Annotated in this window: 23 protein-coding genes; 13 read left to right on the top strand and 10 right to left on the bottom strand. The window is 64.3% G+C overall.

Features of this window, described 5'->3' with window-relative positions; genetic code table 11:
• Positions 1 to 23: 23 nt before the first annotated feature.
• Genes XH91_RS10735 through XH91_RS10710 form a run of 6 tightly spaced genes read left to right on the top strand, consistent with a single transcriptional unit; the run spans position 24 to position 5893 of the window.
• Positions 24 to 1136, top strand: coding sequence for a BMP family ABC transporter substrate-binding protein (locus XH91_RS10735; RefSeq protein WP_128950577.1), 1113 nt, complete (start codon positions 24 to 26; stop codon positions 1134 to 1136).
• Entirely contained in the window at positions 1133 to 2245 is a 1113-nt protein-coding gene (locus tag XH91_RS10730) for an ABC transporter permease (RefSeq protein WP_128950576.1), read from the top strand. The genes XH91_RS10735 and XH91_RS10730 overlap by 4 nt, the downstream gene beginning before the upstream one ends.
• Positions 2245 to 3171 carry an ABC transporter permease gene (locus XH91_RS10725; RefSeq protein ID WP_007612833.1) on the top strand — a complete coding sequence of 309 codons (927 nt, stop codon included), beginning with the start codon at positions 2245 to 2247 and terminating at the stop codon, positions 3169 to 3171. Before XH91_RS10730 ends, XH91_RS10725 begins: the two co-directional genes overlap by 1 nt.
• A gap of 11 nt (positions 3172 to 3182) precedes the next feature.
• Complete coding sequence (gene biuH, locus XH91_RS10720; protein WP_128950575.1) at positions 3183 to 3866, top strand: biuret amidohydrolase; 684 nt, start codon at positions 3183 to 3185, stop codon at positions 3864 to 3866.
• Positions 3863 to 5395 carry an ABC transporter ATP-binding protein gene (locus XH91_RS10715; RefSeq protein ID WP_128950574.1) on the top strand — a complete coding sequence of 511 codons (1533 nt, stop codon included), beginning with the start codon at positions 3863 to 3865 and terminating at the stop codon, positions 5393 to 5395. Before biuH ends, XH91_RS10715 begins: the two co-directional genes overlap by 4 nt.
• A 12-nt stretch (positions 5396 to 5407) precedes the next feature.
• Positions 5408 to 5893, top strand: coding sequence for a nucleoside deaminase (locus XH91_RS10710; protein WP_128950573.1), 486 nt, complete (start codon positions 5408 to 5410; stop codon positions 5891 to 5893).
• 166 nt (positions 5894 to 6059) lie between these two features.
• Here XH91_RS10710 and XH91_RS10705 read toward each other — a convergent pair whose 3' ends face one another.
• Positions 6060 to 7166, bottom strand: a complete 1107-nt coding sequence (locus XH91_RS10705; RefSeq protein ID WP_128950572.1) for a hypothetical protein — start codon at positions 7164 to 7166, stop codon at positions 6060 to 6062.
• A gap of 567 nt (positions 7167 to 7733) precedes the next feature.
• Here XH91_RS10705 and XH91_RS10700 point away from each other — a divergent pair.
• The 4 genes from XH91_RS10700 (at position 7734) to XH91_RS10685 (ending at position 12440) form a co-directional block, all read left to right on the top strand.
• Positions 7734 to 9305, top strand: a complete 1572-nt coding sequence (locus XH91_RS10700) for an ABC transporter ATP-binding protein (protein ID WP_128950571.1) — start codon at positions 7734 to 7736, stop codon at positions 9303 to 9305.
• Positions 9289 to 10380: an ABC transporter permease gene (locus XH91_RS10695; protein WP_128950570.1), complete on the top strand. Its 1092-nt coding sequence runs from the start codon at positions 9289 to 9291 to the stop codon at positions 10378 to 10380. The genes XH91_RS10700 and XH91_RS10695 overlap by 17 nt, the downstream gene beginning before the upstream one ends.
• Positions 10367 to 11284 carry an ABC transporter permease gene (locus XH91_RS10690; protein WP_128950569.1) on the top strand — a complete coding sequence of 306 codons (918 nt, stop codon included), beginning with the start codon at positions 10367 to 10369 and terminating at the stop codon, positions 11282 to 11284. Before XH91_RS10695 ends, XH91_RS10690 begins: the two co-directional genes overlap by 14 nt.
• A gap of 79 nt (positions 11285 to 11363) precedes the next feature.
• Entirely contained in the window at positions 11364 to 12440 is a 1077-nt protein-coding gene (locus XH91_RS10685) for a BMP family ABC transporter substrate-binding protein (protein WP_164934203.1), read from the top strand.
• A 100-nt stretch (positions 12441 to 12540) separates the two neighbouring features.
• Here XH91_RS10685 and XH91_RS10680 read toward each other — a convergent pair whose 3' ends face one another.
• Positions 12541 to 13890 (bottom strand): 8-oxoguanine deaminase, encoded by a 1350-nt coding sequence (locus XH91_RS10680; RefSeq protein WP_128950567.1) that lies wholly within the window; start codon positions 13888 to 13890, stop codon positions 12541 to 12543.
• A gap of 154 nt (positions 13891 to 14044) precedes the next feature.
• Here XH91_RS10680 and XH91_RS10675 point away from each other — a divergent pair, with 154 nt between their 5' ends.
• Both XH91_RS10675 and XH91_RS10670 read left to right on the top strand, forming a co-directional pair.
• Positions 14045 to 14875 (top strand): FAD binding domain-containing protein, encoded by an 831-nt coding sequence (locus XH91_RS10675; protein ID WP_128950566.1) that lies wholly within the window; start codon positions 14045 to 14047, stop codon positions 14873 to 14875.
• Positions 14872 to 17598: a molybdopterin-dependent oxidoreductase gene (locus XH91_RS10670; RefSeq protein ID WP_128950565.1), complete on the top strand. Its 2727-nt coding sequence runs from the start codon at positions 14872 to 14874 to the stop codon at positions 17596 to 17598. Before XH91_RS10675 ends, XH91_RS10670 begins: the two co-directional genes overlap by 4 nt.
• Here XH91_RS10670 and uraD read toward each other — a convergent pair.
• The 4 genes from uraD to XH91_RS10650 form a co-directional block, all read right to left on the bottom strand.
• On the bottom strand, positions 17595 to 18482 hold the full coding sequence (gene uraD, locus XH91_RS10665) for a 2-oxo-4-hydroxy-4-carboxy-5-ureidoimidazoline decarboxylase (RefSeq protein WP_128950564.1): 888 nt from the start codon (positions 18480 to 18482) through the stop codon (positions 17595 to 17597). The genes XH91_RS10670 and uraD overlap by 4 nt on opposite strands.
• 7 nt (positions 18483 to 18489) lie before the next feature.
• Positions 18490 to 19425 (bottom strand): allantoinase PuuE, encoded by a 936-nt coding sequence (gene puuE, locus XH91_RS10660; RefSeq protein WP_128950563.1) that lies wholly within the window; start codon positions 19423 to 19425, stop codon positions 18490 to 18492.
• Positions 19426 to 19839, bottom strand: coding sequence for a DUF3830 family protein (locus tag XH91_RS10655; protein ID WP_128950562.1), 414 nt, complete (start codon positions 19837 to 19839; stop codon positions 19426 to 19428). It lies immediately after the preceding gene.
• Between the two features lie 112 nt (positions 19840 to 19951).
• Positions 19952 to 20239, bottom strand: coding sequence for a hypothetical protein (locus tag XH91_RS10650; protein WP_206733551.1), 288 nt, complete (start codon positions 20237 to 20239; stop codon positions 19952 to 19954).
• 224 nt (positions 20240 to 20463) lie between these two features.
• On the opposite strand from XH91_RS10650, the gene XH91_RS10645 reads away from it, so the two are divergent.
• A complete protein-coding gene (locus tag XH91_RS10645; RefSeq protein WP_128950560.1) occupies positions 20464 to 20682 on the top strand; it encodes a hypothetical protein in 219 nt (72 codons plus the stop codon).
• A gap of 362 nt (positions 20683 to 21044) precedes the next feature.
• On the opposite strand, the gene XH91_RS10640 is transcribed toward XH91_RS10645, so the two are convergent.
• The 4 genes from XH91_RS10640 to XH91_RS10625 form a co-directional block, all read right to left on the bottom strand.
• Positions 21045 to 21422 (bottom strand): hypothetical protein, encoded by a 378-nt coding sequence (locus XH91_RS10640; RefSeq protein ID WP_128950559.1) that lies wholly within the window; start codon positions 21420 to 21422, stop codon positions 21045 to 21047.
• 117 nt (positions 21423 to 21539) lie between these two features.
• Positions 21540 to 22859, bottom strand: a complete 1320-nt coding sequence (locus tag XH91_RS10635; protein ID WP_128950558.1) for an alpha/beta hydrolase — start codon at positions 22857 to 22859, stop codon at positions 21540 to 21542.
• A 125-nt stretch (positions 22860 to 22984) separates the two neighbouring features.
• Positions 22985 to 24772: a chloride channel protein gene (locus XH91_RS10630; RefSeq protein WP_128950557.1), complete on the bottom strand. Its 1788-nt coding sequence runs from the start codon at positions 24770 to 24772 to the stop codon at positions 22985 to 22987.
• Between the two features lie 12 nt (positions 24773 to 24784).
• Positions 24785 to 25438 carry an L-fuculose-phosphate aldolase gene (locus tag XH91_RS10625; RefSeq protein WP_206733119.1) on the bottom strand — a complete coding sequence of 218 codons (654 nt, stop codon included), beginning with the start codon at positions 25436 to 25438 and terminating at the stop codon, positions 24785 to 24787.
• Positions 25439 to 25580 lie beyond the last annotated feature (142 nt).

The raw sequence follows: 25580 nt of genomic DNA, 5'->3' as shown, positions 1-25580 counted from the left end.
CAGTCCGCCAAGGGGAGCAAGCAATGGATTTTGGCAGGATTTCACGACGTCATTTGTTGCAGGGCAGTGCTGCCCTCACCCTCGGCGCAGCGGCCGGCGCCCGCCCGGCCTTCGCGGCCGAAACCACAATCGGCTTCATCTATGTCGGCTCACGCGACGACTACGGCTACAACCAGGCCCACGCGCAGGGCGCGGCGGCGCTGAAGAAGATTCCGGGCCTCAAAGTCGTTGAGGAAGAGAAGGTGCCCGAGACCGACGCGGTCGAGAAGACGATCGAGTCCATGATCAACCTCGACGGCGCGACCCTGATTTTCCCGACCTCGTTCGGTTACTACAATCCGCACATGATCAAGATGGCCACCAAGTACCCGAAGCTGCGCTTCGAGCACTGCGGCGGCCTCTGGACCGACAAGGACCCGAAGAACGCCGGCAGCTATTTCGGCTATATCGACGAAGCTCAGTACATCTCCGGAATCGTCGCGGGCCTGACATCCAAGAGCGGCAAGCTCGGCTTCGTCGCTGCCAAGCCGATCCCTCAGGTGCTGCGCAACATCAATGCCTTTGCGCTGGGTGCCAAGTCCGTCAATCCGAAGGCCACGACGCAGGTGATCTTCACCGGGGACTGGTCGATGCCGGTCAAGGAGGCTGAAGCCACCAACAGCCTGATCGACCAGGGTGTGGACGTGCTGACCTGTCACGTCGACGGCCCCAAGACCATGGTCGAGAACGCCGCGCGGCGCGGCGCCTTCGTCTGTGGCTATCACACCAACCAGTCGGCGCTGGCACCCAAGGCCTATCTCACCGGCGCGGAATGGAACTGGGAAGCGCTCTATCCGAAGTTCGTCAAGATGATCGCGGCCGGCGAGAGCATCCCGAACTTCTATCGCGGCGGCCTGAAGGAGGAGATCGTCAAGGTCTCGCCTTACGGCGAAGCCGTCTCGGCCGAGGCACGCAAGGCGGCGGACGAGGCCAAAGCGAAATTCCTGTCCGCGGACGGCTTTGCCATCTTCAAGGGGGGCCTGGTCGACAACAAGGGCAAGACTGTGATCGCTGCCGGTACCGACCGCGGCCAGAAGGATCCCGAACTCGAGAAGATGGACTATCTCGTCGAAGGCGTGATCGGAGCGACTTCGTGACATCGGAAGCAGCGGATTCAGCCGAGGCGGTCGGGACAATTGCCCCGACCGCCGACCCCGGCTTTCTGCAACGTCACGGCGGCACGATCGAGTATGTCCTGATACCGGCCGCGGCGCTGGCCGGCGCGCTCGTGGTCTTCGGCATCTTCGTCATGCTGTTCGGCAAGAACCCGCTCGACCTCTATTTTTACATGTACTACGGCGCCTTCGGCACCTGGTTCTCCTGGCAGAACACGCTGACGCGTGCTGCGCCCCTCATCCTCACCGCGCTTTGCACGGCGCTGCCGGCGCAGCTCGGCATGGTCATCATCGGCGGCGAAGGTGCGCTGTTGATCGGCGCGTTGTCGGCGACGAGCGCCGCACTGTTGCTTCAGGGCATGCCACCGCTCGTCGTACAGATCGCCATGGTGATCGCCGGCGTCGTCGGAGGCGGCTTGTGGATCATGCTGGCGGGCGCACTGCGGCAATATCGCGGCGTCAACGAAACGATCTCGAGCTTGCTGCTCGTCTACATCGCGCTCGCGATCCTCAATCATCTCGTTGAAGGCATGATGCGGGATCCCGCAAGCCTCAACAAGCCATCGACGCGCGAGATCGGCGCCGTCAACATGATCGGCTCCATTCCGGGCACAGACGTGCATTGGGGTCTGGTCTTCGGTCTGATCGCCGCGGTCGCCTCCTACATCCTGATCTATCACACCGTATTCGGCTTCGCCGCGCGCGTTGCCGGCGGCAACATCCGCGCCGCAAAGATTGTCGGTCTCGGCGTCAGCAAGCTGATCCTCACCATATGCTTCCTCGCCGGCGGCGCCGCAGGCCTTGCCGGCATGGTCGAGGTCGCCGCCGTTCAGGGCCGTACCAATGCCAACCTCGCGGCTGGTTACGGCTTCACCGGCATCCTCGTCGCCTTCCTGGCGCGACAAAATCCGCTTGCGATCATTCCCGTCGCGATCCTGCTCGGCGGCATCAGCGCCAGTGGCGGCCTGCTGCAACGCCGCCTGGGATTGCCGGATGCATCCGTGCTGGTGCTGCAAGGCATCATCTTCGTCTTCGTGCTCGCCAGCGATGCGCTCTACGGCCGCATCGGATTCCTGAAAGGCAAATCCTGATGGCTGACGGATCGATCGGACTTTGGACGGTCCCGCTCGCCGTGCTCGGCGGCGCCATTCGCGTCTCGACGCCCTTTCTGTTCGTGAGCCTCGGTGAATGCATCACCGAGCGTTCGGGCCGCATCAATCTCGGCCTTGAAGGCACGCTGGTGATGGGCGCGATGAGCGCCTACGGCATCTCCTACCTGACGGGATCGCCCTGGCTCGGCGTGCTCGCCGCCGGTATCACCGGCGCGCTGCTGGGCGCGCTCCATGCCGGCATCTGCTCGCTGCCGCGCGTCAACGACGTCGCGGTCGGCATCGCCTTGATGCTGTTCGGCACCGGGCTCGCCTTCTATCTCGGCAAGCCGCTCATTGAGCCCACCGCACCGCGCCTGCCTGCGATCGATTTCGGCTGGTGGAGCGACATCCCGCAGGTCCGCGCCGCTCTACGCGTCAACGTCCTGTTCCTGATTGGCGTCGCGCTCGCACCGATACTCTACTGGGCCTTCCGCACCACGCGCTGGGGCCTCCTCATTCGCACCGCCGGCGAGAGCTCGGATGCGGCACGCGCGATGGGCCACTCGGTGCTGCTGATCCGCCTGCGCGCCACCATGGTCGGCGGCTTCCTCGCCGGCATCGGCGGCTCGTTCCTGTCGCTGTTCTATCCCGGCAGCTGGAATGAGGGTCTTTCGTCGGGCCAGGGCATCACCGCCGTCGCGCTGGTGATCTTCGCCCGCTGGGATCCCCTGCTCTGCCTGTGGGCCTCGCTCGCCTTTGGCGGCGCTGCGGCGCTCGGCCCGGCGCTGCAATCGGTTGGCGTCACCTCCGGCTATCACCTCTTCAACGCCGCGCCGTACATCCTGACGCTGGCGATCATGATCATCACCTGCTCGCCGAAACGCACGCTGACCGGAGCCCCGGCCGAATTGTCGATCACCCGCTAGAGAGCGATATCATGCCCGAGCGCTACATCAAGTCCGAGCCCTATGCCTGGCCCTACAACGGCGACCTGCGCCCGCAAAACACCGCACTCATCATTATCGACATGCAGACCGATTTCTGCGGCGTCGGTGGCTATGTCGACAAGATGGGCTACGATCTGTCGCTGACCCGGGCGCCGATCGAGCCGATCAAGAAGCTGCTCGCCGCGATGCGCAAGCAGGGCTTTCACATCATCCATACCCGCGAAGGACATCGTCCGGATCTCTCGGATCTTCCCGCCAACAAGCGCTGGCGCTCGCGGCAGATCGGCGCCGGCATCGGCGATCCCGGCCCTTGCGGCCGCATCCTGGTGCGCGGCGAGCCCGGCTGGGACATCATCGAGGAGCTTAGCCCCCTGCCAGGCGAGCCCATCATCGACAAGCCCGGCAAGGGCTCTTTCTGTGCCACCGACCTGGAATTGATTCTGCGCGTGCGCGGCATCGAGAACATCGTGCTGACGGGCATCACGACCGACGTCTGCGTCCACACCACCATGCGCGAGGCCAACGATCGGGGCTTCGAATGCGTGCTGCTGCATGATTGCTGCGGCGCGACCGACAAGAGCAACCACGACCACGCGCTGAAAATGATCAAGATGCAGGGTGGCGTGTTCGGCGCGGTCTCGACCTCGGACGCCTTCATCGGAGCGATTTCGTGATCATCGGCGAGCCGCCTCCGCTCGTCGGCGCCTTCGGCGTCGACGCCATCGCGATGACCATGCGCTTCGGCGACTTCCTGGCGCTTGATAATGTCGAGCTTAAGGTGCGGCCAGGCTCCTTCCATGCATTGCTCGGCGAGAATGGCGCGGGCAAGTCGACCCTCGTCAAATGTATCATGGGCTACTACCACGCGACCGAAGGCGACATCCTGGTCGGCGGCCGCGAGCAGGCGATCGCCAACCCAAAGGATGCTCATGCGCTCGGCCTCGGCATGGTCTACCAGCACTTTACGCTGGTGCCGGCCATGACGGTTGCTGAAAACCTCGTCCTTGCCCGCGACGATGTGCCGGCCGTGGTGAACTGGCCGAAGGAGATGAAAGAGCTCGAAGCGTTCCTCGTGCGGATGCCCTTCAAGGTGCCTCTCTCGGCAAAGGTCTCCGATATCTCCGCCGGCGAGCGGCAGAAATGCGAGATCCTCAAGCAGCTCTATCTGAAGCGTCGCTTCCTGATCCTGGACGAGCCGACCTCGGTGCTGACGCCGGCGGAAGCCGACGAGGTGCTCGGCATGCTCCGCGACATGGTGGTCAAGGGCGAGCTGACCATCCTGATGATCACGCACAAGTTCCGCGAGGTCATGGCCTTCGCCGACGACGTCACGATCCTGCGCCGGGGCAAGCTCGCGGGAGCTGGCAAGGTTTCCGAGCTCACGCCGGATGCGATGGCGCGCACCATGATCGGCGCCGAAGAGCTGACCGTGCAGCCCCCACGCACCGGCGAGGCTGGAAAGGCACGCCTGGAGCTGGCGAAGCTCCGCGCGCTCGACGATGCAGGCGGCGTTGCCGTGCATGACGTTTCCCTCACCGTGCGCGCTGGCGAGATCGTCGGCATTGCCGGCGTCTCCGGCAACGGCCAGCGCCAGCTGGTCGAGGTCCTGGCCGGCCAGCGCGAGGCGGAAGGCGGTGAAATCCGCGTCGCAGGCGATCCCTATCAGGCTAGCCGAGAGGAGATGCGGCGTCACAAGATGTCGCTCCTGCCGGAGGAGCCGCTCAAGAATGCCTGTGTCGGCGGCATGAGCGTTGCCGACAACATCGCCTTCCGCGAGTTCGATCGCGCGCCCTTAGCCAGCGGCGGCTGGTGGCTCAACCGCGGCGCCTTCCGCGCCGACGCGCAGAAAAAGATCGGACAGTACAAGATCAAGACGCGCACGCCCGAGACGCCGATCGCGGCGCTGTCGGGCGGAAATGTCCAGCGCGCCGTGCTTGCCCGCGAGCTCGCGGGCGATGTCGAGGTGCTGATCGCTGCCAATCCCTGCTTCGGCCTCGACTTCGCCGCCGTGGCACAAATCCACGCGGAGATCATGGCCGCACGTAACCGCGGCGCGGCGGTATTGCTGGTGAGCGAAGACCTCGACGAATTGCTCGAACTCTCAGACCGGCTGGTGGTAATGTTCCATGGCGAATTCGTCTACGAAGCACGGACGAGCGAGGCCGATCTCACCGAGGTCGGCCGGCACATGGCAGGGCACTAGACCGGAGCATCGATGGACAGCGCAAGCGAGCCCGACAAGCACTTTTTGCGTCTGTCCTTCGCGGTCGCCCGCCGGTCCCTCATGCACGGCAACCATCCCTTCGGCTGCATCATCGTCGGTGCCGATGGCAACGTGCTGATCGAAGCCGAGAACGGCTACATGCCTGACCATGACGGCACTGCGCATGCGGAACGCCTCGCGGCCACGCAAGCCTGCCGCACGCTCGGCCGCGAGGTGCTGGCGTCAGCGACGCTCTATTCCTCCGCCGAACCCTGCGCGATGTGTTCGGGCGCGATCTACTGGGCCGGCATCGGCCGCGTCGTCTACGGCCTCGGCGAGCACCGTCTGCGCGGCATCACCGGAAATCACCCTGAGAACCCGACACTCGACCTGCCCTGCCGCGACGTCTTTGCAAGCGGCCAGCGGTCGACCGAGGTGGTGGGGCCGTTGCTCGAAGACGAGGCCGCAGCGCTGCATGACGGCATGTGGACGAAGTAGATTAACTTCGTAGGGTGGATTAGCGCAGCATAATCCACCCCTTTCTCCCGACGCACGGAAGCAGAAGAGGTGGATTAAGCTGCGCTAATCCACCCTACGATTCCACCCAACAGAATGGCGCCACGCATTCCTGCGCGGCGCCACTCGAACCTGAAACCTCAGGCGATCAGAACTTCACAGTGACGCCACCGTAAACGGTGGACTCGGTGCAGCTGTTGGTGCTCTGGCCGGTCGCGGCGACCGTGCAGACGCCGGGCATGGCGTTGTGGTCGAGGCCGAACTTGTTCTGCCAGTAGCGATAGGCGACCCAGAGGTCGACGAAGTGCGAGTACTTGTCACCCCAGGCGGCCTTCGACGCGTCGAAGGTCAGGCGGATCGGTTCGCTGTTCAGCTCGGTCTTGGACGCAGTCGAGAAGCGGCCGATGCCTGAGAGCGCGGGAAGGCCGTTCGAGTCGCCCTTCGGGCCATACCACCCGGCGCGGCCGCTGATCGACCAGAACTGCAGGTTCGGCGGCAGGAAGCCGAGATCCATGTAGTAGTTGATTTCAACGGCCCAGGTCGCACGATAGCTGACGTTTCCGTCCGAATTACAGGTCACGCCCGCGACACCAGCGCCGAACAGGCCGCACTGCGTGAAGGCGTTGTGATTCAGGAACTCCCAATACACCAACGGCGCGACGTCGATGTAGCCCTTGTAGGGAAGGTCGAAGGCGAACTGGAGACCGCCAACCACGTCACGCTTGGCGGGCGCGAGGAAGTTGTTCTCGGTGTTCGCGTCCATGCCGACTTCGAACGAGATGTTGTGCAGCGGGCCCGCGGTGAAGGTCTTGGTGTTGAACAGCTCGTTCCAGCCGAAGGTCGAACGGAACAGGCCATAGATCTCGGTGGCGCCGGCGCAGTTGCTGGCGGTGCCGTTGATGTTCACGCCCGGCGCAGTACAGGGCGAGGCCGGGTCGTTATGACCCGACTTGAACATCGAGATCGTGAAGAAGTTGGTGCCGTAGGCCCAGAGGTCGAAATGCGTGAACGAGTAGACCTGCTTGGGAGTGGTGCCGTTGATGCTGCCATCCGGCCGGGTGCTCCACATGCCGGGGTCAGTCCCCTTCGGCATCCAGGAGAACGATACGCGGTTATCGATCACCAGAAAGAACGGAAGGTCAGGCGCTTTCTTGGCCGCCTTGACCGGCAGATCTGCCGCGTGAGCCCAGCCACCGATGGCCAGCGTAGCAAGTGACAGCGCCATTGCTGCAACCGCCTTGAAGCGAAACGACATCCTGAATACCCCCAAGTTTGGACACGTAAAAATGAACGTCCCTTGGGCGACAGTTGCTCCGAACCCCCGAGGTGAGAAGCCTCAACTTTTTTCAAGGCATGCCGCATGTTTCGGCAGCACGCGACGATTCACCACTGAAATCACGAGGTTTTCGCGCGAATTTGCCGCGCGGAATCGACGACGCAATGCCGAACATTCCCGTTTGATTTCGTTTGCGTTTTATTCCGACCGAGCAATGCAAATGCCGGTGTTGGCATTGGCTGCCGGGGCGATCCCGCATTGCATACGCGTCCTGGCGCGATTTTGCCCAACTTCACATCAAGCCTGCCCAGCGGGTTCCGATTTGGTTTAAACCGTCACAAATTTGCAACAGACCTGGCCTGCAGGCTGTACCCCAGCGGCCCCGGCTCCTCACCTAGACGCAATTATTGTTCGACGAGGACCGCGACTCGCAACACTGGCCTCCTGCCGAAGCGTTAAGCAAGGGATGACGCTTTTTCGCACCTTACGCAGCGGTTCAAACTAGCCCACAATTGAGGCACTTCATCCATGCAAGCGCATCAACGAATGCTAGATCCGACGCCTAACAGCCTGCATTCCGGCGAGTGCCCGTTGCTTCAAACGGTCGGGCTGACCAAACGCTATGGGGATTTCCTCGCCAACGATTCCATCGACATCGACGTTTGGCCGAAGGAAATCCATGCCCTGCTTGGCGAGAACGGCGCCGGCAAATCGACGCTGGTGAAGGCGATCTATGGGCTGATCCAGCCGTCCGCCGGGGAAATACGCTGGCAGGGCCAACCCATCGTGCTGTCCGGTCCCTCCGAGGCGCGCGGCCGCGGCATCGGCATGGTGTTCCAACACTTTTCGCTGTTCGACAACCTCACCGTCGCCGAGAACGTCGCCCTTGGCCTCGACGGCAAGGAATCGTTCAGAGACATGTCGGCGCGGCTGGAGCAGGTGTCCAGGACCTACGGACTGCCGCTCGATCCCAGACGGGAGGTCTGGCAACTATCCGTCGGCGAGCGCCAGCGAATCGAGATCGTCCGCGCGCTGATGCAGGATCCGAAATTCCTGATTCTGGACGAGCCGACCGCGGTGCTGACACCGCAGGAGGCGGACCAGCTCTTCGTCGTACTGGAGCGACTCAAGTCAGAAGGCCGCGCCATTCTCTACATCAGCCACAAGCTCGAGGAAGTGAAGCGCCTCTGCGACACCGCAACCATTCTGCGCGGCGGCAAGAAGGTGCAGACCTGCAATCCCCGGCAGGAGACCGCCGCCTCGCTCGCGCGCATGATGGTCGGCGGCGAGATCAGGGAAGTGAAGGCGGCGGCCGGGCGACGGACAACGATCCCGCGGCTCGTCGTCAACGATCTCTCGCTCGCGCCCGACGAAGCGCATGGGGTGCGGCTCGAGCACATCTCGTTCGAGCTGAAAGGCGGCGAGATTCTCGGCATCGCCGGCGTCGCCGGGAACGGCCAGGACGAACTGTTTGCCGCCCTGTCCGGTGAGCGGCTGTCGACGGATCCCGGCACTGTTGTCATCGAGGGGATCGCTGCCGGCCACCTCTCGATCACCAAGCGCCGCAAGCTCGGTGCCGCCTTTGTGCCCGAAGAGCGGCTCGGCCACGGTACCGCGCCGCGCATGAAGCTGTCGGAGAACGCGCTGCTGACGGGTCACGCCGCCAGCGGCATGGTCAATCGCGGCTTCATCGACACCGCGGCCACGCTGAAGACGGTGGACAGGGCGACCGAGACCTTCGACGTGCGCAAGGCCAAGCGCGACCCGGAAGCGGCATCTCTTTCCGGGGGCAATTTGCAGAAATTCATCGTCGGCCGTGAGATCCTGCGCAACCCCGCCGTGCTGGTGGTGAGCCAGCCGACCTGGGGCGTCGACGCCGGAGCTGCCGCCGTCATCCGCCAGGCGTTGCTTGACCTTGCGACCGCCGGTGCTGCGGTGCTGGTGACCAGCCAGGATCTCGACGAGCTCGCCGAAATCGCCGATCGCATCGCGGTGATGTTCCACGGCCGCCTGTCTGTTCCGCTGGCAGCAAGCGAAGCGACACGCGAGAAGCTCGGCCTGTTGATGGGCGGCAGCAGCCTGGAGCCGAAGGAGGCCGCGCATGCAGTTGGTGCTTGAGAAGCGCGCCGAGCGCTCCAATACGATCGCGCTGGTCTCGCCGCTGATCGCGATCGGCTTGACGATCGTGACCATGACTATCCTGTTCGCGATCCTCGGCAAGAATCCGCTGCTCGCCCTGCAAGCCTATTTCATTGCGCCCCTGACCGACGGCTATTCGCTCCAGGAGATCGCAGTGAAGGCGACGCCGCTGGTGATGATCGCGATCGGACTGTCGCTCTGCTATCTTGCCAACGCCTGGAACATCGGCGCGGAGGGGCAATTCCTGATCGGCGCCGTTGCCGGAAGCTGGATCGCAGTGAAGACGCAAGGCACCGATGCCGGGGCTTGGGTGCTGCCGGCGATGCTCGTGCTCGCGGCCGCCGCGGGCGCGCTCTATGCGCTGATCCCGGCGATCTGCAAGGTGAAGTTCGGTGCCAGTGAAATCCTGACCAGCCTGATGCTGGTCTATGTCGCCGACCTTCTGCTGGATTATCTGGTGCGCGGTCCCTGGCGCGATCCGAACGGGTTCAACTTCCCGACCACGGCGGAATTCGATCCCGTCGCGACGGTGCCGTTGCTGATCGAAGGCGGACGGCTGCATCTCGGCTCGATCATTGCGTTGCTGGTCGTTGCAGCAGCGGCAATCCTGCTCGGACGCACCATCAAGGGGTTCGAGATCCGCGTGGTCGGTGCTTCGCCGCGTGCGGCGCGGTTCGGCGGTTTCAATGCCAACCAGCTGGTGATCCTGACCTTCGCGGTATCGGGCGCACTCGCCGGCCTTGCCGGCATCATCGAGGTCGCCGGTCCCGTCGGACACCTCCAGCCCGGCATCTCGCCCGGCTATGGTTTCACTGCGATCATCGTCGCGTTCCTCGGCCGTTTGAACCCGATTGGAATACTAATTGCAGGCCTTTTTCTCGCGCTCACCTTTATCGGCGGCGAGCAGGCGCAGATCGCAATGAAGATCCCGTTGGACGTCACCAAGGTGTTCCAGGGCATCCTGCTGTTCTACGTGCTCGCCTGCGATTCTCTCATTCTCTATCGCTTCAAGCTGGTCTTCCCGAACCGACAGGTGGCCCGTGGAGCTGGTTGAAGCCATCATCCTGTCGGTGCTCGCCGCCTCGACACCGCTGCTGATCGCGGCAACCGGCGAGCTCGTCACCGAGCGGTCCGGCGTGCTCAATCTCGGCGTCGAGGGCATGATGATCGTCGGCGCCGCCTGCGGCTTCGGCGGCGCATGGCTCAGCGGATCAATCTTCATCGGCGCGGTGTTCGGCATCATCGCGGGAGTGCTGATGTCCCTGGTCTTCGCGCTGATGGCACTCGGCCTCGCCGTCAACCAGGTCGCTACGGGTTTGGCGCTGACCATTTTCGGCATCGGCCTGTCGGGTCTGATCGGCGCCGGCTTCGTTGGCGAACGCCTGACGCCGGCCGCACACCTCTACATTCCCGGCCTCACTGACATTCCGCTGATCGGCCGCGTGCTGTTCGGAGAGGACGCTTTCGTCTATTTCTCGATCGCTCTCATCATCGGCGTGTGGTGGTTCCTGTACCGGACGCGGGCGGGATTGATCCTGCGCGCCTGCGGCGACAATCACGTTTCCGCGCACGCGCTCGGCTATCCCGTGCTGCGCATCCGCACCCTTGCCGTGATGTTCGGTGGCGCCTGCGCGGGTCTTGCCGGCGCCTATCTGCCGCTCGCCTATACGCCATTCTTCATTCCCGGCATGACCGCGGGCCGCGGCTGGATCGCGCTCGCACTGGTCGTGTTCGCATCCTGGCGGCCGGGCCGGCTCGTGGTCGGCGCTTACCTGTTCGGCGCGGTGACCATCCTGCAATTGCATGCGCAGGGCTGGGGCGTCGGCATTCCCTCGCAGTTCATGTCGGCGCTGCCGTATCTGGCGACAGTCATCGTGCTGGTCCTGCTCTCCCGCGCGCGCACAGGCGGCTCAACCGCGCCGGCCGCGCTCGGCACCGTGTTCGTGCCTGACCGCTAGAGTTTTGGTTTTCGCAGCATGCGCGATGGGGCGCGCAAGTTGCGGATCGTGGCTTTCCCCTGATGTTTGGAGATTGATGATGAGGAAATCACTTCTTGCGCTGGCTGCCGGCCTTCTGCTTGCCGGAAGCGTCAGCGCAGCTTCCGCCGCCGACAAGCTGAAAGTCGGCTTCATCTACCTCGGCCCGATCGGCGATCTCGGTTGGACCTACCAGCATGAGCTCGCCCGCCAGGCGCTGGTGAAGGAGTTCGGCGACAAGATCGAGACCACCTATCTCGAAAACGTCCCAGAAGGCCCCGACGCCGAGCGTGCCATCGAGCAGCTCGTCCGCGCCGGCAACAAGCTGATCTTCACGACGTCGTTCGGCTACATGGATCCGACGCTGAAGGTCGCCAAGAAGTATCCGAACGTGCATTTCGAGCACGCGACCGGCTACAAGCGCGACAAGAATATGTCGACTTATTCGTCGAAATGGTATCAGGGCCGCTACATTCAAGGCCTGATCGCGGCCAAGATGTCGAAGTCGGGCGTGCTCGGCTATATCGGCTCGTTCCCGATTCCCGAGGTCGTCTCCGGCATCAACGCGACGATGATCGCGGCGCAGAGCATCAACCCGAACATCAAGGTCAAGATCATCTGGGCCAACACCTGGTTCGATCCGGGCAAGGAAGCCGACGCCGCCAAGGCGCTGATCGACCAGGGCGCCGACGTGATCATGCAGCATACGGATTCGCCCGCGGCGATGCAGATTGCCAGCGAACGCGGCAAGCTCGCCTTCGGCCAGGACTCCGAGATGATCAAGTTCGGGCCCAAGACCCAGCTGACCTCGATCCTCGACACCTGGGCCCCCTACTACATCGCCCGCGTCAAGGCCGAGCTCGACGGTACCTGGAAGTCGGAGGACACCTACGGCGGCCTCGACAGCCACATGTTCGCGATGGCGCCTTATACCAACATGCCGGACGACGTGAAAAAGATCGCCGAGGATGCCCAAGCCGCCATCACGGCCGGCACCTTGCATCCGTTCAAGTGCCCGGTGATTGGGCAGGACGGCAAGGAGATCGAGTGCAAGGGCGGCGCCAACCTCGCCGACGGCCAGATCCTCGGCATGAATTTCTACGTCAAGGGCATCGACGACAAGCTGCCGGGCAAGTAGCACGCTTCTTGCATCGTCTAAATCACCTGCTCCTCCCGGAGGAGGTTCGGAGGGGGTGGCCAGAAGCACCCGGCACTTGTGGCCGCCCCCTCTTTCTGTCCTATCCCGCCTGCATGGCCCGCGCCGCGGCGCTGTGCCGGCGGATCAGGTCCGGAACGTCCAATCCCGGGACTGCGCCGTCGACCACGGCCCAGTTCCCTGCCACCATCACCCTGTCAGCCCGATGCGCCCCGCACAGCACCAGCGCGGCCAGGGGATCGCCATGGCCGGAGAAGCGAAGCTCATCCAGCTTGAACAGCGCGAGGTCGGCGGCCTTGCCGACCGCGATCTCGCCGAGCTCCGGACGGCCGACACAGGCTGCCGAACCTTTTGTGGCCCAGCGCAGCGCATCCTTGTGGCTGACCTTGGTCACGCCATAGCGCGCCCGCTGCAGCAGGAAGGCCGCGCGCACCTCCTGCATCAGGTTCGATCCGTCATTGGAGGCCGAGCCGTCGACGCCGATGCCGATCCCGACGCCCGCCTCTTCCATCTCGCAAACCGGGCAGCAGCCCGACGCCAGCAACTGGTTGCTGCACGCGCAATGGCTGATGGTGGTCCTGGCCTTGCCGAGCCGCTTGATCTCGTCGGCGTTGAAAAAGATGCCGTGCGCGAGCCAGGTCCGCGCATTGAGCCAGCCGCATTGCTCTAAATAGTCGAGCGGGCGGCAGCCATACATCTGCTGGCAGAATCTGTTCTCATCCTCGGTCTCGGCCAGATGGGTGTGCAGACGCACGTCGAGCTTGGCGGCGAGGTCGGCGGTGGCGCGCATGAGTGATGTCGTCACCGAGAACGGCGAGCATGGCGCGAGCGCGATCTGCACCATCGCATCCGCACCGCGCTGGTGGTGCTTGCCGACTACGCGCGCGCTGTCGGCGAGGATGGTGTCCTCGTCCTGCACGACGCTGTCGGGCGGCAAGCCGCCATCGCGCTGCGACAGGTTCATCGAGCCGCGCGTCAGCAACACGCGCACGCCGAGCCGCTTTGCGGCGCCGACCTCGATATCCACGGACTCTTCGAGCCCCGCCGGGAAGACGTAATGATGATCCGTCATGGTGGTGCAGCCCGAGAGCAGCAGCTCCGACATCGCCACGGTGACGCCGAGCTCGAGCGCCTCGGGCGTCATCCTCGCCCATACAGGATAGAGTGCCTGAAGCCAAGGAAACAACTCGCGGTCCATCGCCGCCGGCAGCGCCCGCGTCAGCGTCTGATAAAAATGATGATGGGTGTTGATAAGGCCCGGCAGCACGACATGCTCGCTCGCATCGAACACGGTGACGTCTGCGGTCACAGGTGTCCCGCCTGCGGGCACCAGTTCGACGATACGACCATCCCTCACGACGATTCCGCGCCCGGCGCCGTCAGCGAGAATCGCCAAGGGATCCCTGATCCAGATCGGCTTTGCGTCGCTCATGCCTCTATTTCTCCTCGTCCTCGTTAACGAAGCGCCTGCAAGGCAGAGACCATCACCAGAGCACTGTTGCTGCTACTTCTTGTTGCTACTTGGCGCTGGTCTTGCAAGACTTTCCCTCGACACAAATCACTTCGGCGCAGGCGTTGTCGCAGCCATGGACTTGAATACCATCACAGCGGTCTCTCATCCGCAAACGCGTTCCGAACTGCCAGTTTGGGCGCCAGGTGATGCTTGGCTCGCGGGCGGCACGTGGCTGTTCTCCGAGCCGCAAGTCCATCTCACGCGGCTGATCGATCTCACCGATCTGAGATGGCCGGCACTGACGATCACGCCCGGTCACCTCAGCATCGCCGCCACCTGCACGATTTCGCAGCTCGATGCGTTCACCTGTCCGCCCGACTGGCTCGCGGCACCGCTGATCGGCCAATGCTGCCGCGCCTTCCTCGCGTCCTTCAAGATCTGGAAGACGGCGACCGTGGGCGGCAATCTCTGCATGTCGCTGCCGGCGGGGCCGATGATCTCGCTCGCCGCCGCACTCGACGGCGTTTGCACCATCTGGAAGGCCGGCGGCAACGGTGAGCAGAGGATTCCCGTCACCGACTTCGTCACCGGCAACCAGCGCAATCGGCTGTCGCCGGGCGAGTTGTTGCGGCAGATCGACATCCCGATTGCTGCGCTGAAGCGCCGCTCGGCGTTTCGCCAGATCTCGCTCGCCCCGGTCGGCCGGTCCGCAGCGCTTCTGATCGGTTGCCTCGACGGCAATGGCGCGCTGAAGCTGACTGTGACCGCTTCGACCGTGCGCCCGATCCAGGTGTCGTTTCCCAGGCCGGTCGATGCGAGCACGCTTCGCACCGCGATCTCTGAGCAGATTCCCGACGATCTCTATCACACCGACGTTCATGGCAAGCCGCTCTGGCGCAAGCACATGACACTGCGGCTCGCCGAGGAGATCCGCGCCGAACTGCAGGGTGCAATGTCGCCATGAGTTTCTTGATTAACGGGACGACATTTCCGCAAACGCCGGGCGCCGGTCAGTGCCTGCGCACATTCCTGCGGGAGCTTGGCCATTTCGGGGTGAAAAAGGGCTGCGACGCCGGCGATTGCGGCGCTTGCACCGTGCTGCTCGACGGCGAACCCGTGCATAGCTGCCTGATTCCCGCGTTCCGCGCGGAGGGGCGCGCCGTCACCACGATCGAAGGGCTCGGCGGCGAGGACGGCGCGCATCCGATGCAGCAGGACTTCCTCGACGCGCAGGGATTCCAGTGCGGCTTCTGCACGGCCGGCATGATCGTGACCTGTGCTTCGCTGAACCAGGCGCAGCGCACCGACCTTGGCGCCGCGCTGAAGGGCAATATCTGCCGCTGCACCGGTTATCGCGCGATCGAGGATGCGATCCACGGCAGGAGCAATGCCGAGGCGCATGTCGAGGCCGGCAGGGCCTTCGGCCGCAGCCTGCCGGCGCCCGCAGGGCCGGACGTCGTGCGTGGCAAGGCGCGCTACACGTTCGACACGCAAGTCGACGGCCTGCTGCACATCAAGCTGCTGCGCTCGCCGCACGCTCACGCCCGGATCGTGTCGATCGACAGATCGGCAGCGATGGCCGTTCCGGGCGTGCACGCAATCCTGACCCATGAGGATGCGCCGTCGGTGCTGACATCGACGGCGCGGCACGAGAAGGACTGGATGGACCCCGAGGACACCCGCATCCTCGACGACGTCGTCCGCTTCATCGGCCAGAGGGTCGCGGCGGTGGTGGCCGAGAGTGAAGGCGCAGCCGAGGAGGCCTGCCGCCGGCTGAAGGTCGGTTACGAGATTTTGCCTGCGTTGATCGATCCGGAGCAGGCGATGATGCCGGGCGCGCCGCTCGTTCACCCTGACAGGACCAGCGCCAACCGCATTGCCGACGCGCAGCGCAATCTGGTCGCGGAGATTCATGGCGAGTTCGGCGATGTCGCGGCCGCGCTCGCCACATCCGCGGTCACGTACGAGGCCACCTTCCACAGCCATCGTGTGCAGCATGCGGCGCTGGAGACCCATGGCGGCCTCGCATGGCTCGACGTTTCTGGCGTGCTCAACGTCCGCACCTCGACGCAGGTTCCGTTCCTGACGCGGCGCGCGCTCTCGGACATCTTCCAGCTTCCCATGGACAAGGTCCGCGTGTTCTGCGAGCGCGTCGGCGGCGGCTTTGGCGGCAAGCAGGAGATGTTCGTCGAGGACATCCTGGCGCTGGCCGCACTCAAGACCGGCCGGCCCGTCAAGCTCGAGCTCACCCGCGAGGAGCAGTTCATCGCGACCTCGACGCGGCACCCTATGCGCGTCCACATCAAGGCCGGCGCCGATGCGCGAGGAAAGCTCACCGCGCTGCAGCTCGACGTGCTCTCCAACACCGGCGCCTATGGCAATCACGGCCCCTCTGTGATGTTTCACGCTGTAAACGAGTCGATTGCCGTCTATATTTGCCCGAACAAGCGCGTCGACGGTTTCGTGGTCTACACCAATACGGTGCCCGCGGGCGCATTTCGCGGCTATGGCTTGCCACAGACCGTGATCGCGGTGGAAGCCGCAATCGACGAGTTGGCGAAGCAGCTCAACATCAGCCCCTACGAGATCCGCCGCCGCAATATCGTCAGGCCCGGCGATCCCATGCTGTCGCCGCCTGAATCCGAATATCACGACGTGCTCTACGGCTCCTACGGGCTCGACCAGTGCATCGATCTCGTCGAGCGCGCGATGCAGGCCGATCAGCCGCAACACGAGCTATCGCCCGACTGGCTGACCGGCGACGGCATTGCACTGACCATGATCGACACCGCGCCGCCCGCCGGCCACATCGCAGACGCCATGATCGCGCTCAACGACGATGGCGGTTTCGATCTCACCGTCGGCACCGCCGAGTTCGGCAATGGCACCAGCACCGTGCACCGGCAGATCGCCGCGACTGTGCTCGCGACCACCGTCGACAGGATCCGCCTGCGCCAGTCCGACACCGCCCATGGCGGCCACGACACCGGCGCCTATGGCAGCACCGGCACCTTCGTGGCCGGCAAGGCAACTGAAGCCGCAGCGATGCAGCTTGCAGCCGAGCTGAAGGCCGCCGCCGCCGGCGCGTGGCTTTGCGATGTCGCGACGTGCACGCTCGAGGGCGAGTTCGTCGTCAGCGGCGTGCGGCGGATGTCTTTTGCCGAGCTCGCAAAGCTCGCGCGCGAGGCCGGTCGTCCGCTCGCCGCGCACGGCAATTCCGAGGGAACGCCGCGCTCGGTCGGCTTCAACGTGCAGGGCTTCCGTGTTGCCGTGAACAAGGGCACAGGCGAGATCAGGATTCTCCGGAGCGTGCAGGCCGCCGATGCCGGCGTCGTCGCCAACCCCATGCAATGCCGCGGCCAGGTCGAAGGCGGCGTTGCGCAGGCCCTTGGGGCTGCGCTCTACGAGGAAATGGTGATCGACGCAGAGGGCCGCGTTACCAATCCCAAATTCCGCGATTACCATCTGCCGTCCTTCGCGGATGTGCCGCGCACGGAAGTTTTGTTCGCCGAGACCTCCGATACCATCGGACCGCTGGGCGCGAAGTCGATGAGCGAGAGCCCGTACAATCCGGTCGCGGCCGCCCTCGGCAACGCCATCGCCGATGCCACGGGCATCCGCTTCACTGCGCCGCCATTCAAGCCGGACCGGCTGTTTCCAGCCCTGCACGACAAGTTCGGCGACTAGCTGCCGCGATAGGTCGAGTAGCTCCACGGCGTGACCAGCAGCGGCACGTGGTAGTGGCCTTCCGGCTCGCTGATCGCGAAGCGCAGCGGGATCTCGTCGAGGAATGGTGGATCGGGAAGCTGCACGTTGCGCTCCGCGTAATACTTTCCGACATTGAAGCGGAGCTCGTAGCGTCCGATCGGCAGCGGGCGACCGCCGATCAGCGGCTGGTCGGTGCGGCCGTCAGCGTTGGTAACGCTGCGAGCGATCACTCGGCTCTCGCCGAGACTGGCAAGCTCCACCAACTCCACCGCGATCCCTGCCCCGGGCTTCCCGACGTGATTATCCAGCACATGGGTCGAAAGCCGACCATGCACTTTCAGCTTGTCGTCGGCGACGACGAGCTGGTCGAGGCGCAGCGCTGCGATGCGGGCGATCTCCTCGATCGCGCGGCGCGTCTCGGTCTTGGCGATGTTGCGCAGGCGCGTCTCGAAGTCGCGCAGCACCGAATCCTTGGTGTGACGCCGCACGCAGACGATATAGGGGAAGCCGAACTTTTCGCGATAGGCGCCGTTGACGCGCTCGAACGCAGAATATTCGGCCTCCGAGAGCCGGTCGAGACCGGCGCTGTTCTGCTCGCCGGTCGATTCCGCCGTCAGGCCCGCCGCGCGCTGGGTCTTGTTGGCGAGATCGGGATGCGCGCGGATCAGCGCCAGCTGCACCTCGGGTTCGGCGGCCTGGATCGCCGCCATCAGCGCGGCATGCAGCTGATTGATCCCGGCAAACGGACGGCGCGCCGCCGCTTCCTGGGCGATCCAAGGCGAGTATTCGACCACGTTTTCAAGTACGGCGACGAAATCGTCCAAGCTCGCGGCATTGAGATCAGACAAGGCGATCCGCGACATTGATTGCCTATCCGATCTCGAAGGCGTTGTCGGCAAGATGCGCATGCTTGTCGTGCCAATGCTGCGCGATCTGCAGCCGCGTCGGCACCCAGACGCGTTCGTGCTTGCCGATGTAGTCGAGGAAGCGGATCAGGCCCGCGGCGCGGCCGGGCCGGCCGGCGAGGCGGCAGTGCAGTCCCACCGACATCATCTTCGGCGCGGTCTGCCCTTCCGCATAGAGCACGTCGAAGGCGTCCTTCAGATAGATGAAGAACTGCTCGCCTTCGGCAAAGCCCTGCGGGTTGATGAAGCGCATGTCGTTGGCGTCAAGCGTGTAGGGAATGATGAGCTGCTTGCCGTTGGCGCCCTTGACCCAATAGGGCAGATCGTCGGCATAGGAGTCGCAGAGATAGAGGAAGCCGCCCTCCTCCGTCAGTAGCCGGTTGGTATTGATCGAGGAGCGCCCAGTGTACCAGCCGAGCGGCCGCGATCCGACCGCCTCGGTGTGGACGCGAATGGACTCGGCGATCTCGGCGCGCTCCTGCGCCTCGGTCATGTCCTTGTGCTCGATCCATTTCAGGCTGTGGCTCGCAATGTCCCAGCCTGATTCCTTCATCGCCGCCACGATTTCCGGATTGCGCTTCAGCGCGGTGGCGACACCGAACACGGTGGTTGGCCACTTTCGTTCATCGAACATCCGCCACAGCCGCCAAAAGCCGGCGCGCGAGCCGTATTCGAACATGGATTCGATATTGGCGTGACGCTGGCCTGGCCAGGGCTGCGCGCCCAGCACGTCGGACAGGAATGCTTCCGAGGCACGATCGCCGTGCAAAATGTTGTTCTCGCCGCCCTCCTCGAAATTGACGACGAACTGCACCGCGACCCGCGCATGGCCGGGCCACTCTGGATGCGGCGGGTTGCGACCGTAACCGCGGAGATCGCGCGGATAGCTGTTGTCGGTCACTCAGACTTCCTCGAAACGGATCGGCAGCGCGCCCTTCCACAGCACGCTCTTGCCGAGCGTCGCCAGGTTCTCCAAACCCGAAGTCACGGTGATGAAGTGATTGCCGGCGAGCTGGCCCATCTTGCTGGCGAAGTGCACGCCGCCATAGGCGAGCAGGATCTCGGTCTCGCTGATGCCGCCGGGATAGAGGATGATCTGGCCCGGCGCGGGATAGCTGGTGTGGTTCTCGTAGCCGACGCCGAAGTCGAGATCGCCGAGCGGCATCCAGACGCCTTCGCCGCTCCAGCGCACATGGATGATGTGGCTCTCGAACGGCAGCGCCTTGCGGAACGCCGCGACGGTCTTGGGAGCAGCCTCCTCTTCGAAGCGGGCATCGAAGGTGAAATCGCCGGCGCGGATAACGAGTTTGCTCATCTCATCTCTCTGGATCGGGGGCCGACGTGTTGGAGGGCCCACGTGGAACTTGCACGCAAAGAGCATTCCAGCGGGCTTCGCGCAAGGGCGCAAGGCTTGTCACTAAGGCCCGTTACCTGCGGTCGTAGGACCAGCCAAATATGCCGCTCCGCCGCACCTCCGGCTCGGGCTCCGCAGCGGCGGCTGCCGCCGGCGGCGCCTCCTTCAGTTCCGCCTGGGGAGCTGGCTCAGGCGGCGCCGGCAGATTCTCGCATTTCATGGAATAGACCAACTTGCCGTCCGCGGTGCGTCCGATCGGAGCGCAGGGGTCGGGATGCGCCGCCGAGGTTCTGGGAGCGGGTTTGACCTGCGCCACAGCCGGCGAGGCGATCAAGAGCAGGACCAGCAGATATTTCGACATCATTGTCGCGCCTGAAACCTTTATTGCACCATTCAACCTGATGGCGCCGGCCAAGTCCATCCGGACCCCGCCATGCGGCTGCCGAATATTTAGCCGGGACCAAAAAATCGGCTCTCCCCATCGTGAACCCGGCGACGGTGACATCAGGCCGGTCGCATCGCCATGTCAGCGGTGACGACGATGACATTTCACACGACCGGAACGTCGTCACGGGAGAAACAGCAATGCAAAAGTCTCTTGCCATTCTTGGCGCCACGCTGATCACCGCCATCACCCTCCAGACCGCCGCCGCGAACGACCGTCACCATGTTCGCAAGGCGCGACCTGCTCCCATCACCCAATCGGTCCGCGACTCCAACGCGGCCATGTGGCCATCGCAGCCGAGCGAAGTGGACTATTGGCGCTACGCCAATGGGGCGTTGTCGGCGCCGGCGGGGCGATGAGACCGAAGGCATAGGGCCGGGTTCTCTCCACATCACATCGTCATTGCGAGCGCAGCGACGGGCCGGCATTACTCTCCAAATGAAACGGTCATTCCCCGCGAAGGCGGGGGAATCCAGTACGCCGCGGCTTCTCGGCTCAACCACATCCGCCTCTGGAATACTGGATCGCCCGCTATCGCGGGCGATTACAGCGGGTGTGTAGACACAGACGCGCCTCGCAAACGTGACGATTTACGATCGCCCCTCAAAGTCAAGCCGATATGCGCCACACATACGCCATTTCCGAATTTCGCTAAGCGGAATGATTTTGCCGACGCTGATTGGCAGGGGGCGACACAGCACCGGTCCATCCCCCGTTGGCATCAGTACGGATTGTAGTAGTAGCGCGGCCCACCATAGTAGCCGTAGCCGGGACCATAGTAGCGCGGTCCGCCATAATAATAATTGTCGTAATATTCCTGGCGTCGGCTTTCGGCGATCGCGCCTCCGATCAGGCCAGCCGCGGCGCCCATGAAGGCAAGGCCCGCCGCGCTCGGCCCCCGCCGATAATAGCGATGACGGCGCGCAGCACTGAAATCGGTCGCGTTGGACGAGCCCTGCCCGGCCGTAGCGGCGCGCGAGGCCTTCGCCGGAGAGGCGGCCGCCGAAGGCGTCACGGACGCCGCGACCAGAGCAAGACTGGCGAAAGCGGCCAATGCGGTGCTGCGGCCAACTCTCGAATTCACGGACCTGTCACTCATCTTTCACGTCCTCTGCTCTCGCCAAAAAGAGATATGGAAACACCCTATAATGCGCAAAGCGCAAAATTGGTTTCGCGATCGCGGCAATCTGCCACGCTTTGACCGGTCGTGCCGCCTCTAGGCCCTGCAGCTCCAATACTTCCGCAGCGCATCGCCCGCAGCCTGGAGATCAAAACGCTGATCGGGCGCGAGCTGCTGCACGATCAGATTGAACATGTCGTTCAGGATCGAGCGCTTCTCGCCGAAATAGGAATGGCGCAGGCCGACCAGGCTGGTGTCGACCAGCGAGGCATCGATCGTGTCGACGCCGTCGACAACAGTCAGCGCATCGCCGGCCTCGCCCGCCCGGGGATAGCCGTGCACGAATTTCGAGGCCAGCAGCGCCACGTCGCGCGACGAGGCATAAAGCGTGACGCGCGCAGCGCAGCCTTTGAACTTGGCCGCGAGCTGGACAAAGCGGTCGCGATCGATGTCGGGCGCGGCAAAGATGATCTGACCGAGCTTTGCGGCGCCTGATGGCAGCTGCCACGACGTCACGCGTTCGAGCGTGTTGATCACCGCGCGATTGCCCATGCTGTGAGCGATGACGTGCACCTTGCCGGCACCGATTTCGCCGAGCGCAAGCTGGAGAAACGCCTCGAAATGATCGCGCGACCAGTCGATCGTGCTCTCGTCCACCGTGTACTTCTTGGTGTCCGCCGCCGACGCCCAGCTGTACAGCAGCGTCCTGCCGGCGAATTTCAGATCCACCGCAAGCTGCCCCGCGCGCCGCGCCGCATCCTCGAAGGTGACGTTGTAGCCGTGCACGAAAATCAGGACGTCGTGCAAATCCGCCGCCGCGAGCGAGTCCTTCAGACCGGTGACGAAGGTATCCCTGTCCAGCGCGCCCACCGACTTGAGGATGACATGCTTTTCCGGATTGGCCGAGAATTCGAGGTGCCACCAGCTCGGGCTGGTGAGCTCGCCGAGGTCGCGGCCATGCGTGGGCACGCTGACCTCCGCGATCCCGAATGACAGCGTCCCGCGTACACCGCCAAAATAGTGCGACGGCGTGTCGTCGCCGCGGGCGCGGTCGGTGCCGTAGAACACGGGGATGGTGACGACGCCGGTCGCCTCATCGGTGGTCGGCCGGACGATCTCCGGGACGACCAGCGGCGAAATCCGGCCGCGACGGGTCACAATCTCCGTGGCGGCCGTGGGAGCCGCCATGTCCTCCATCAAATGCGCGACGAATTCCGTGGCCGGCGCCTCCGCGAGCAGCCGCACGAGCAGCAGATCAAGCGACGGACGAAGCCTGGCCGGATCCTCGCCCCTGCCGGCCCGACCGGCCAATTCCTGTAATTCGTCGGCATAAGGGGGCCATCTGTCGCCGAGCAGGTCTTTCAGACGGGGCCCGAGCTCGAGCAAAGCAAGTAACAGGCGAAGCGTATCCGGCATCGCACGTCCCTCGTCGCTGGATGCGGCCAGGCGCCGGCCCCGCCGCCGGTCCCCAGCCTAGAGGTTGTGAACGATCTGGCAAGTCCGCCCGGCGTGCCAGCGTCAACTTGCCCGGGGGGCGGACCTCAGGACAGCGCTCCCAGCACGCCGCGCGTGGCCTTGTCGATCTCCTCGACATAGCGTCGGCGGGCGGTGGTCTCGGTCAGGAAGCCGACGACCTTGCGGCTGTCGGTGGAATCGACCACGGCCAGCATCTCGGCCTCGGCCTCGTCGAACACCGCCATGGCCGACTTCACGTTCATTTCCGGGATCAGCACGATCTCGGTCAGCCGCGCGAGCTCGATGATCTGGATATCGTCGGCGATGGTGTCGAGGTCGCTGGAGAACAAATCGGGCAGCAGGACCAGGCCGACATATTCGTCGGCGTTGTTGACGATGACGACGCCCGGGCGCGATCCCAGCGGGAATTCGCTGCGGGTCGCGGCGATCGTGGTGCTCGACGGCACCTTGCCGACGTCGGAGCGCATCAGCCGTTCGACGGTGAGATTGCGCAGCCAGCCGACGTCGTTGGCGCTGCGGATGGTCTCGCCACGCAGATGCAGGCGCCAGGTCGAGAAGGAGTGGCCGAACATGAAGCGGACGCAGATCGAGGTGACGATGCAGCCGGCCAGCACCACGGCGGTGACATCGACATTGCGGGTCATCTCGAGCACGAGGAACGACATGGTCAGCGGACCGCCGACGATGGCGACGCCCAGCGTGGCCATGCCGGTCAGCATCGCCACCAGCGGATCGATCGCGAAATTCGGACTTATCAAGAGCAGGACGGCGGAGAAGAATTTTCCGATCAGGCTGCCGACGAACAGCGAGGCGAAGAACAGACCGCCGCGGAAGCCCGAGGCCAGCGAGATCAGGCAGGAGGTCACCTTCAGCGCGATGATGATCGCGACCAGGCCGATCGTCATGTCGTGGAAGAGGTCGAGCACCATGGCGCCGTGGCCGGCCGCCAGCACCTGCGGCGTGACGAGGGCGAAGCTGCCGACGATGAGGCCGCCGATCACGGGGCGCAGCCAGACCGGCAGCCATTTGAACAGCCGCTCGAACATCGAGGACGAGCGCATCACGGCAATGCCGACGCCGCTGGTGATGAGCGCGAGCCCGATCAGCGCCAGATATTGCTCGACGCCGACGGCGCTGACCTTGGGGATTTCGATCGAGTAAGGCGCGCCGCCCAGCCATTGTGCGGTCAGCGCGCCGGCGAGCGAAGCCGCCAGGATGGGAGCTGCGCTGCCGACCGAATAGACGCCGACGATGAGCTCGCAGGCGTAGAACGCGCCGGTGATCGGCGCGCCGAACGCCGCCGCGATTGCTGCGGCTGCGCCGCAGCCGACCATCAGGCGCAGATCGTTGCGGCGGAGGTTGAAGAACTTGCCGAACAGCGAGGCGATGCCCGAGCCGATCTGGGTGTAGCCGGCCTCCAGGCCGACCGAGGCGCCGCAGCCGTTCGAGATCAAGGTCTGGCTCGACACCACCACGCTGTCGCGCATCGACAGGATGCCGCCGCGCAGCGCGTTCGCCTCGATCGGATCAACCGCGCTCGAGATCTTCAGCCGCCGCCGCCACCATTCCATGACGCCGAGCACGAGCCCGCCGAGCGCCGGCGCGGTCATCGCCGCCCAGGGATTGATATAGGCGTTGGCGGAGAGGCGCACGTCGATCGGAATGCCAAAGATCACGACATGGGCGATCTGCGCGATCTCGGCCATCAGGGTCACGATCGCACCGGCCAGCGTGCCGATGACGAGCGCGAGCGGGATCAGGTAGAACTCGTTGCTGCGCAACAGCGCGCGCAGCCGAACCATGGTTCGGTTGGTCCCCTTGCCGTCGACGAAATATCTGATCCGCGCGAACACCGCTTGCGAGCCCTACCCTTCCGATAGGCCGTAGCCGGCCATGCGCTGACGGACCCGTTCGATCTCGGCGCTCGACAGCAGCGGCGGTTTGCCGATCTGGAGGCAGCCGTGATACTGCCGCGCCAGCGTCTCGACCTCGACGGCGAGCCACATCGCCTTGTCGAGGGTCTTGCCGAGCACGATCATGCCGTGATGGTCCAGCAGGCAGGCGAGCCGGCCCTCCAGTGCACGCACCGCATGCTCGGACAATTCCACCGTCCCGAAGGTGGCGTAGGGCGCGCAGCGGATGCTGTCGCCGCCGGCCGCCGCGATCATGTAGTGCACCGGCGGGATCTCCATGCCCATGATCGCCAGGATGGTGCAATAGGTCGGATGGGCGTGCACGACGGCGTTGACGTCGCTGCGCGCCTTCAGGATGTCCAGATGGAAGCGCCACTCGCTGGACGGCTTCTGGCCCGGGGCATGAGAGCCGTCCATCGCCATGAAGACAATCTGGTCCGGCGTCATGGTGTCATAGGGAAGGCTGGTGGGCGTGATCAGGAGCCCGTCCTCATGCCGCACGCTGATATTGCCTGAGGTGCCCTGGTTGATGCCGAGCGCATTCATCCGGCGGCAGGCGTCGATGATGGCCTGTCTCTTTGCGAGTTCGTCCGCTGTCATCGACATCTCGATTGTATCTCGACCTTGTTGCGGATTTTCTTGGTGATCTTCGTGGCGATGGGCTCTTGTTAGACCCGAAGTACGTCAAAGCAATATGGCAGTGCAAGCGAAAGCGGACCTGTTCAGGCGCCAGATTGCCGACGCGCCC

The sequence above is a fragment of the Bradyrhizobium guangzhouense genome (assembly GCF_004114955.1).
Classification (GTDB): Bacteria; Pseudomonadota; Alphaproteobacteria; order Rhizobiales; family Xanthobacteraceae; genus Bradyrhizobium; species Bradyrhizobium guangzhouense.
The sequence above is the reverse complement of the archived record's forward strand: the minus strand, read 5'-3'. Positions and strand labels throughout refer to the sequence as shown.

What these genes read in the sequence shown, in the direction of transcription:
- XH91_RS10650 (WP_206733551.1), bottom strand. Translation starts at nt 20,239, where the DNA reads ATGTCGAAATATCTGCTGGTCCTGCTCTTGATCGCCTCGCCGGCTGTG.
- XH91_RS10695 (WP_128950570.1), top strand. Translation starts at nt 9,289, where the DNA reads ATGCAGTTGGTGCTTGAGAAGCGCGCCGAGCGCTCCAATACGATCGCG.
- XH91_RS10710 (WP_128950573.1), top strand. Translation starts at nt 5,408, where the DNA reads ATGGACAGCGCAAGCGAGCCCGACAAGCACTTTTTGCGTCTGTCCTTC.
- XH91_RS10670 (WP_128950565.1), top strand. Translation starts at nt 14,872, where the DNA reads ATGAGTTTCTTGATTAACGGGACGACATTTCCGCAAACGCCGGGCGCC.
- biuH (WP_128950575.1), top strand. Translation starts at nt 3,183, where the DNA reads ATGCCCGAGCGCTACATCAAGTCCGAGCCCTATGCCTGGCCCTACAAC.
- XH91_RS10680 (WP_128950567.1), bottom strand. Translation starts at nt 13,890, where the DNA reads ATGAGCGACGCAAAGCCGATCTGGATCAGGGATCCCTTGGCGATTCTC.
- XH91_RS10735 (WP_128950577.1), top strand. Translation starts at nt 24, where the DNA reads ATGGATTTTGGCAGGATTTCACGACGTCATTTGTTGCAGGGCAGTGCT.
- uraD (WP_128950564.1), bottom strand. Translation starts at nt 18,482, where the DNA reads ATGTCGCGGATCGCCTTGTCTGATCTCAATGCCGCGAGCTTGGACGAT.
- XH91_RS10635 (WP_128950558.1), bottom strand. Translation starts at nt 22,859, where the DNA reads ATGCCGGATACGCTTCGCCTGTTACTTGCTTTGCTCGAGCTCGGGCCC.
- XH91_RS10640 (WP_128950559.1), bottom strand. Translation starts at nt 21,422, where the DNA reads ATGAGTGACAGGTCCGTGAATTCGAGAGTTGGCCGCAGCACCGCATTG.
- XH91_RS10685 (WP_164934203.1), top strand. Translation starts at nt 11,364, where the DNA reads ATGAGGAAATCACTTCTTGCGCTGGCTGCCGGCCTTCTGCTTGCCGGA.
- XH91_RS10700 (WP_128950571.1), top strand. Translation starts at nt 7,734, where the DNA reads ATGCTAGATCCGACGCCTAACAGCCTGCATTCCGGCGAGTGCCCGTTG.
- XH91_RS10675 (WP_128950566.1), top strand. Translation starts at nt 14,045, where the DNA reads ATGGACTTGAATACCATCACAGCGGTCTCTCATCCGCAAACGCGTTCC.
- XH91_RS10655 (WP_128950562.1), bottom strand. Translation starts at nt 19,839, where the DNA reads ATGAGCAAACTCGTTATCCGCGCCGGCGATTTCACCTTCGATGCCCGC.
- XH91_RS10645 (WP_128950560.1), top strand. Translation starts at nt 20,464, where the DNA reads ATGCAAAAGTCTCTTGCCATTCTTGGCGCCACGCTGATCACCGCCATC.
- XH91_RS10625 (WP_206733119.1), bottom strand. Translation starts at nt 25,438, where the DNA reads ATGTCGATGACAGCGGACGAACTCGCAAAGAGACAGGCCATCATCGAC.
- XH91_RS10725 (WP_007612833.1), top strand. Translation starts at nt 2,245, where the DNA reads ATGGCTGACGGATCGATCGGACTTTGGACGGTCCCGCTCGCCGTGCTC.
- XH91_RS10705 (WP_128950572.1), bottom strand. Translation starts at nt 7,166, where the DNA reads ATGTCGTTTCGCTTCAAGGCGGTTGCAGCAATGGCGCTGTCACTTGCT.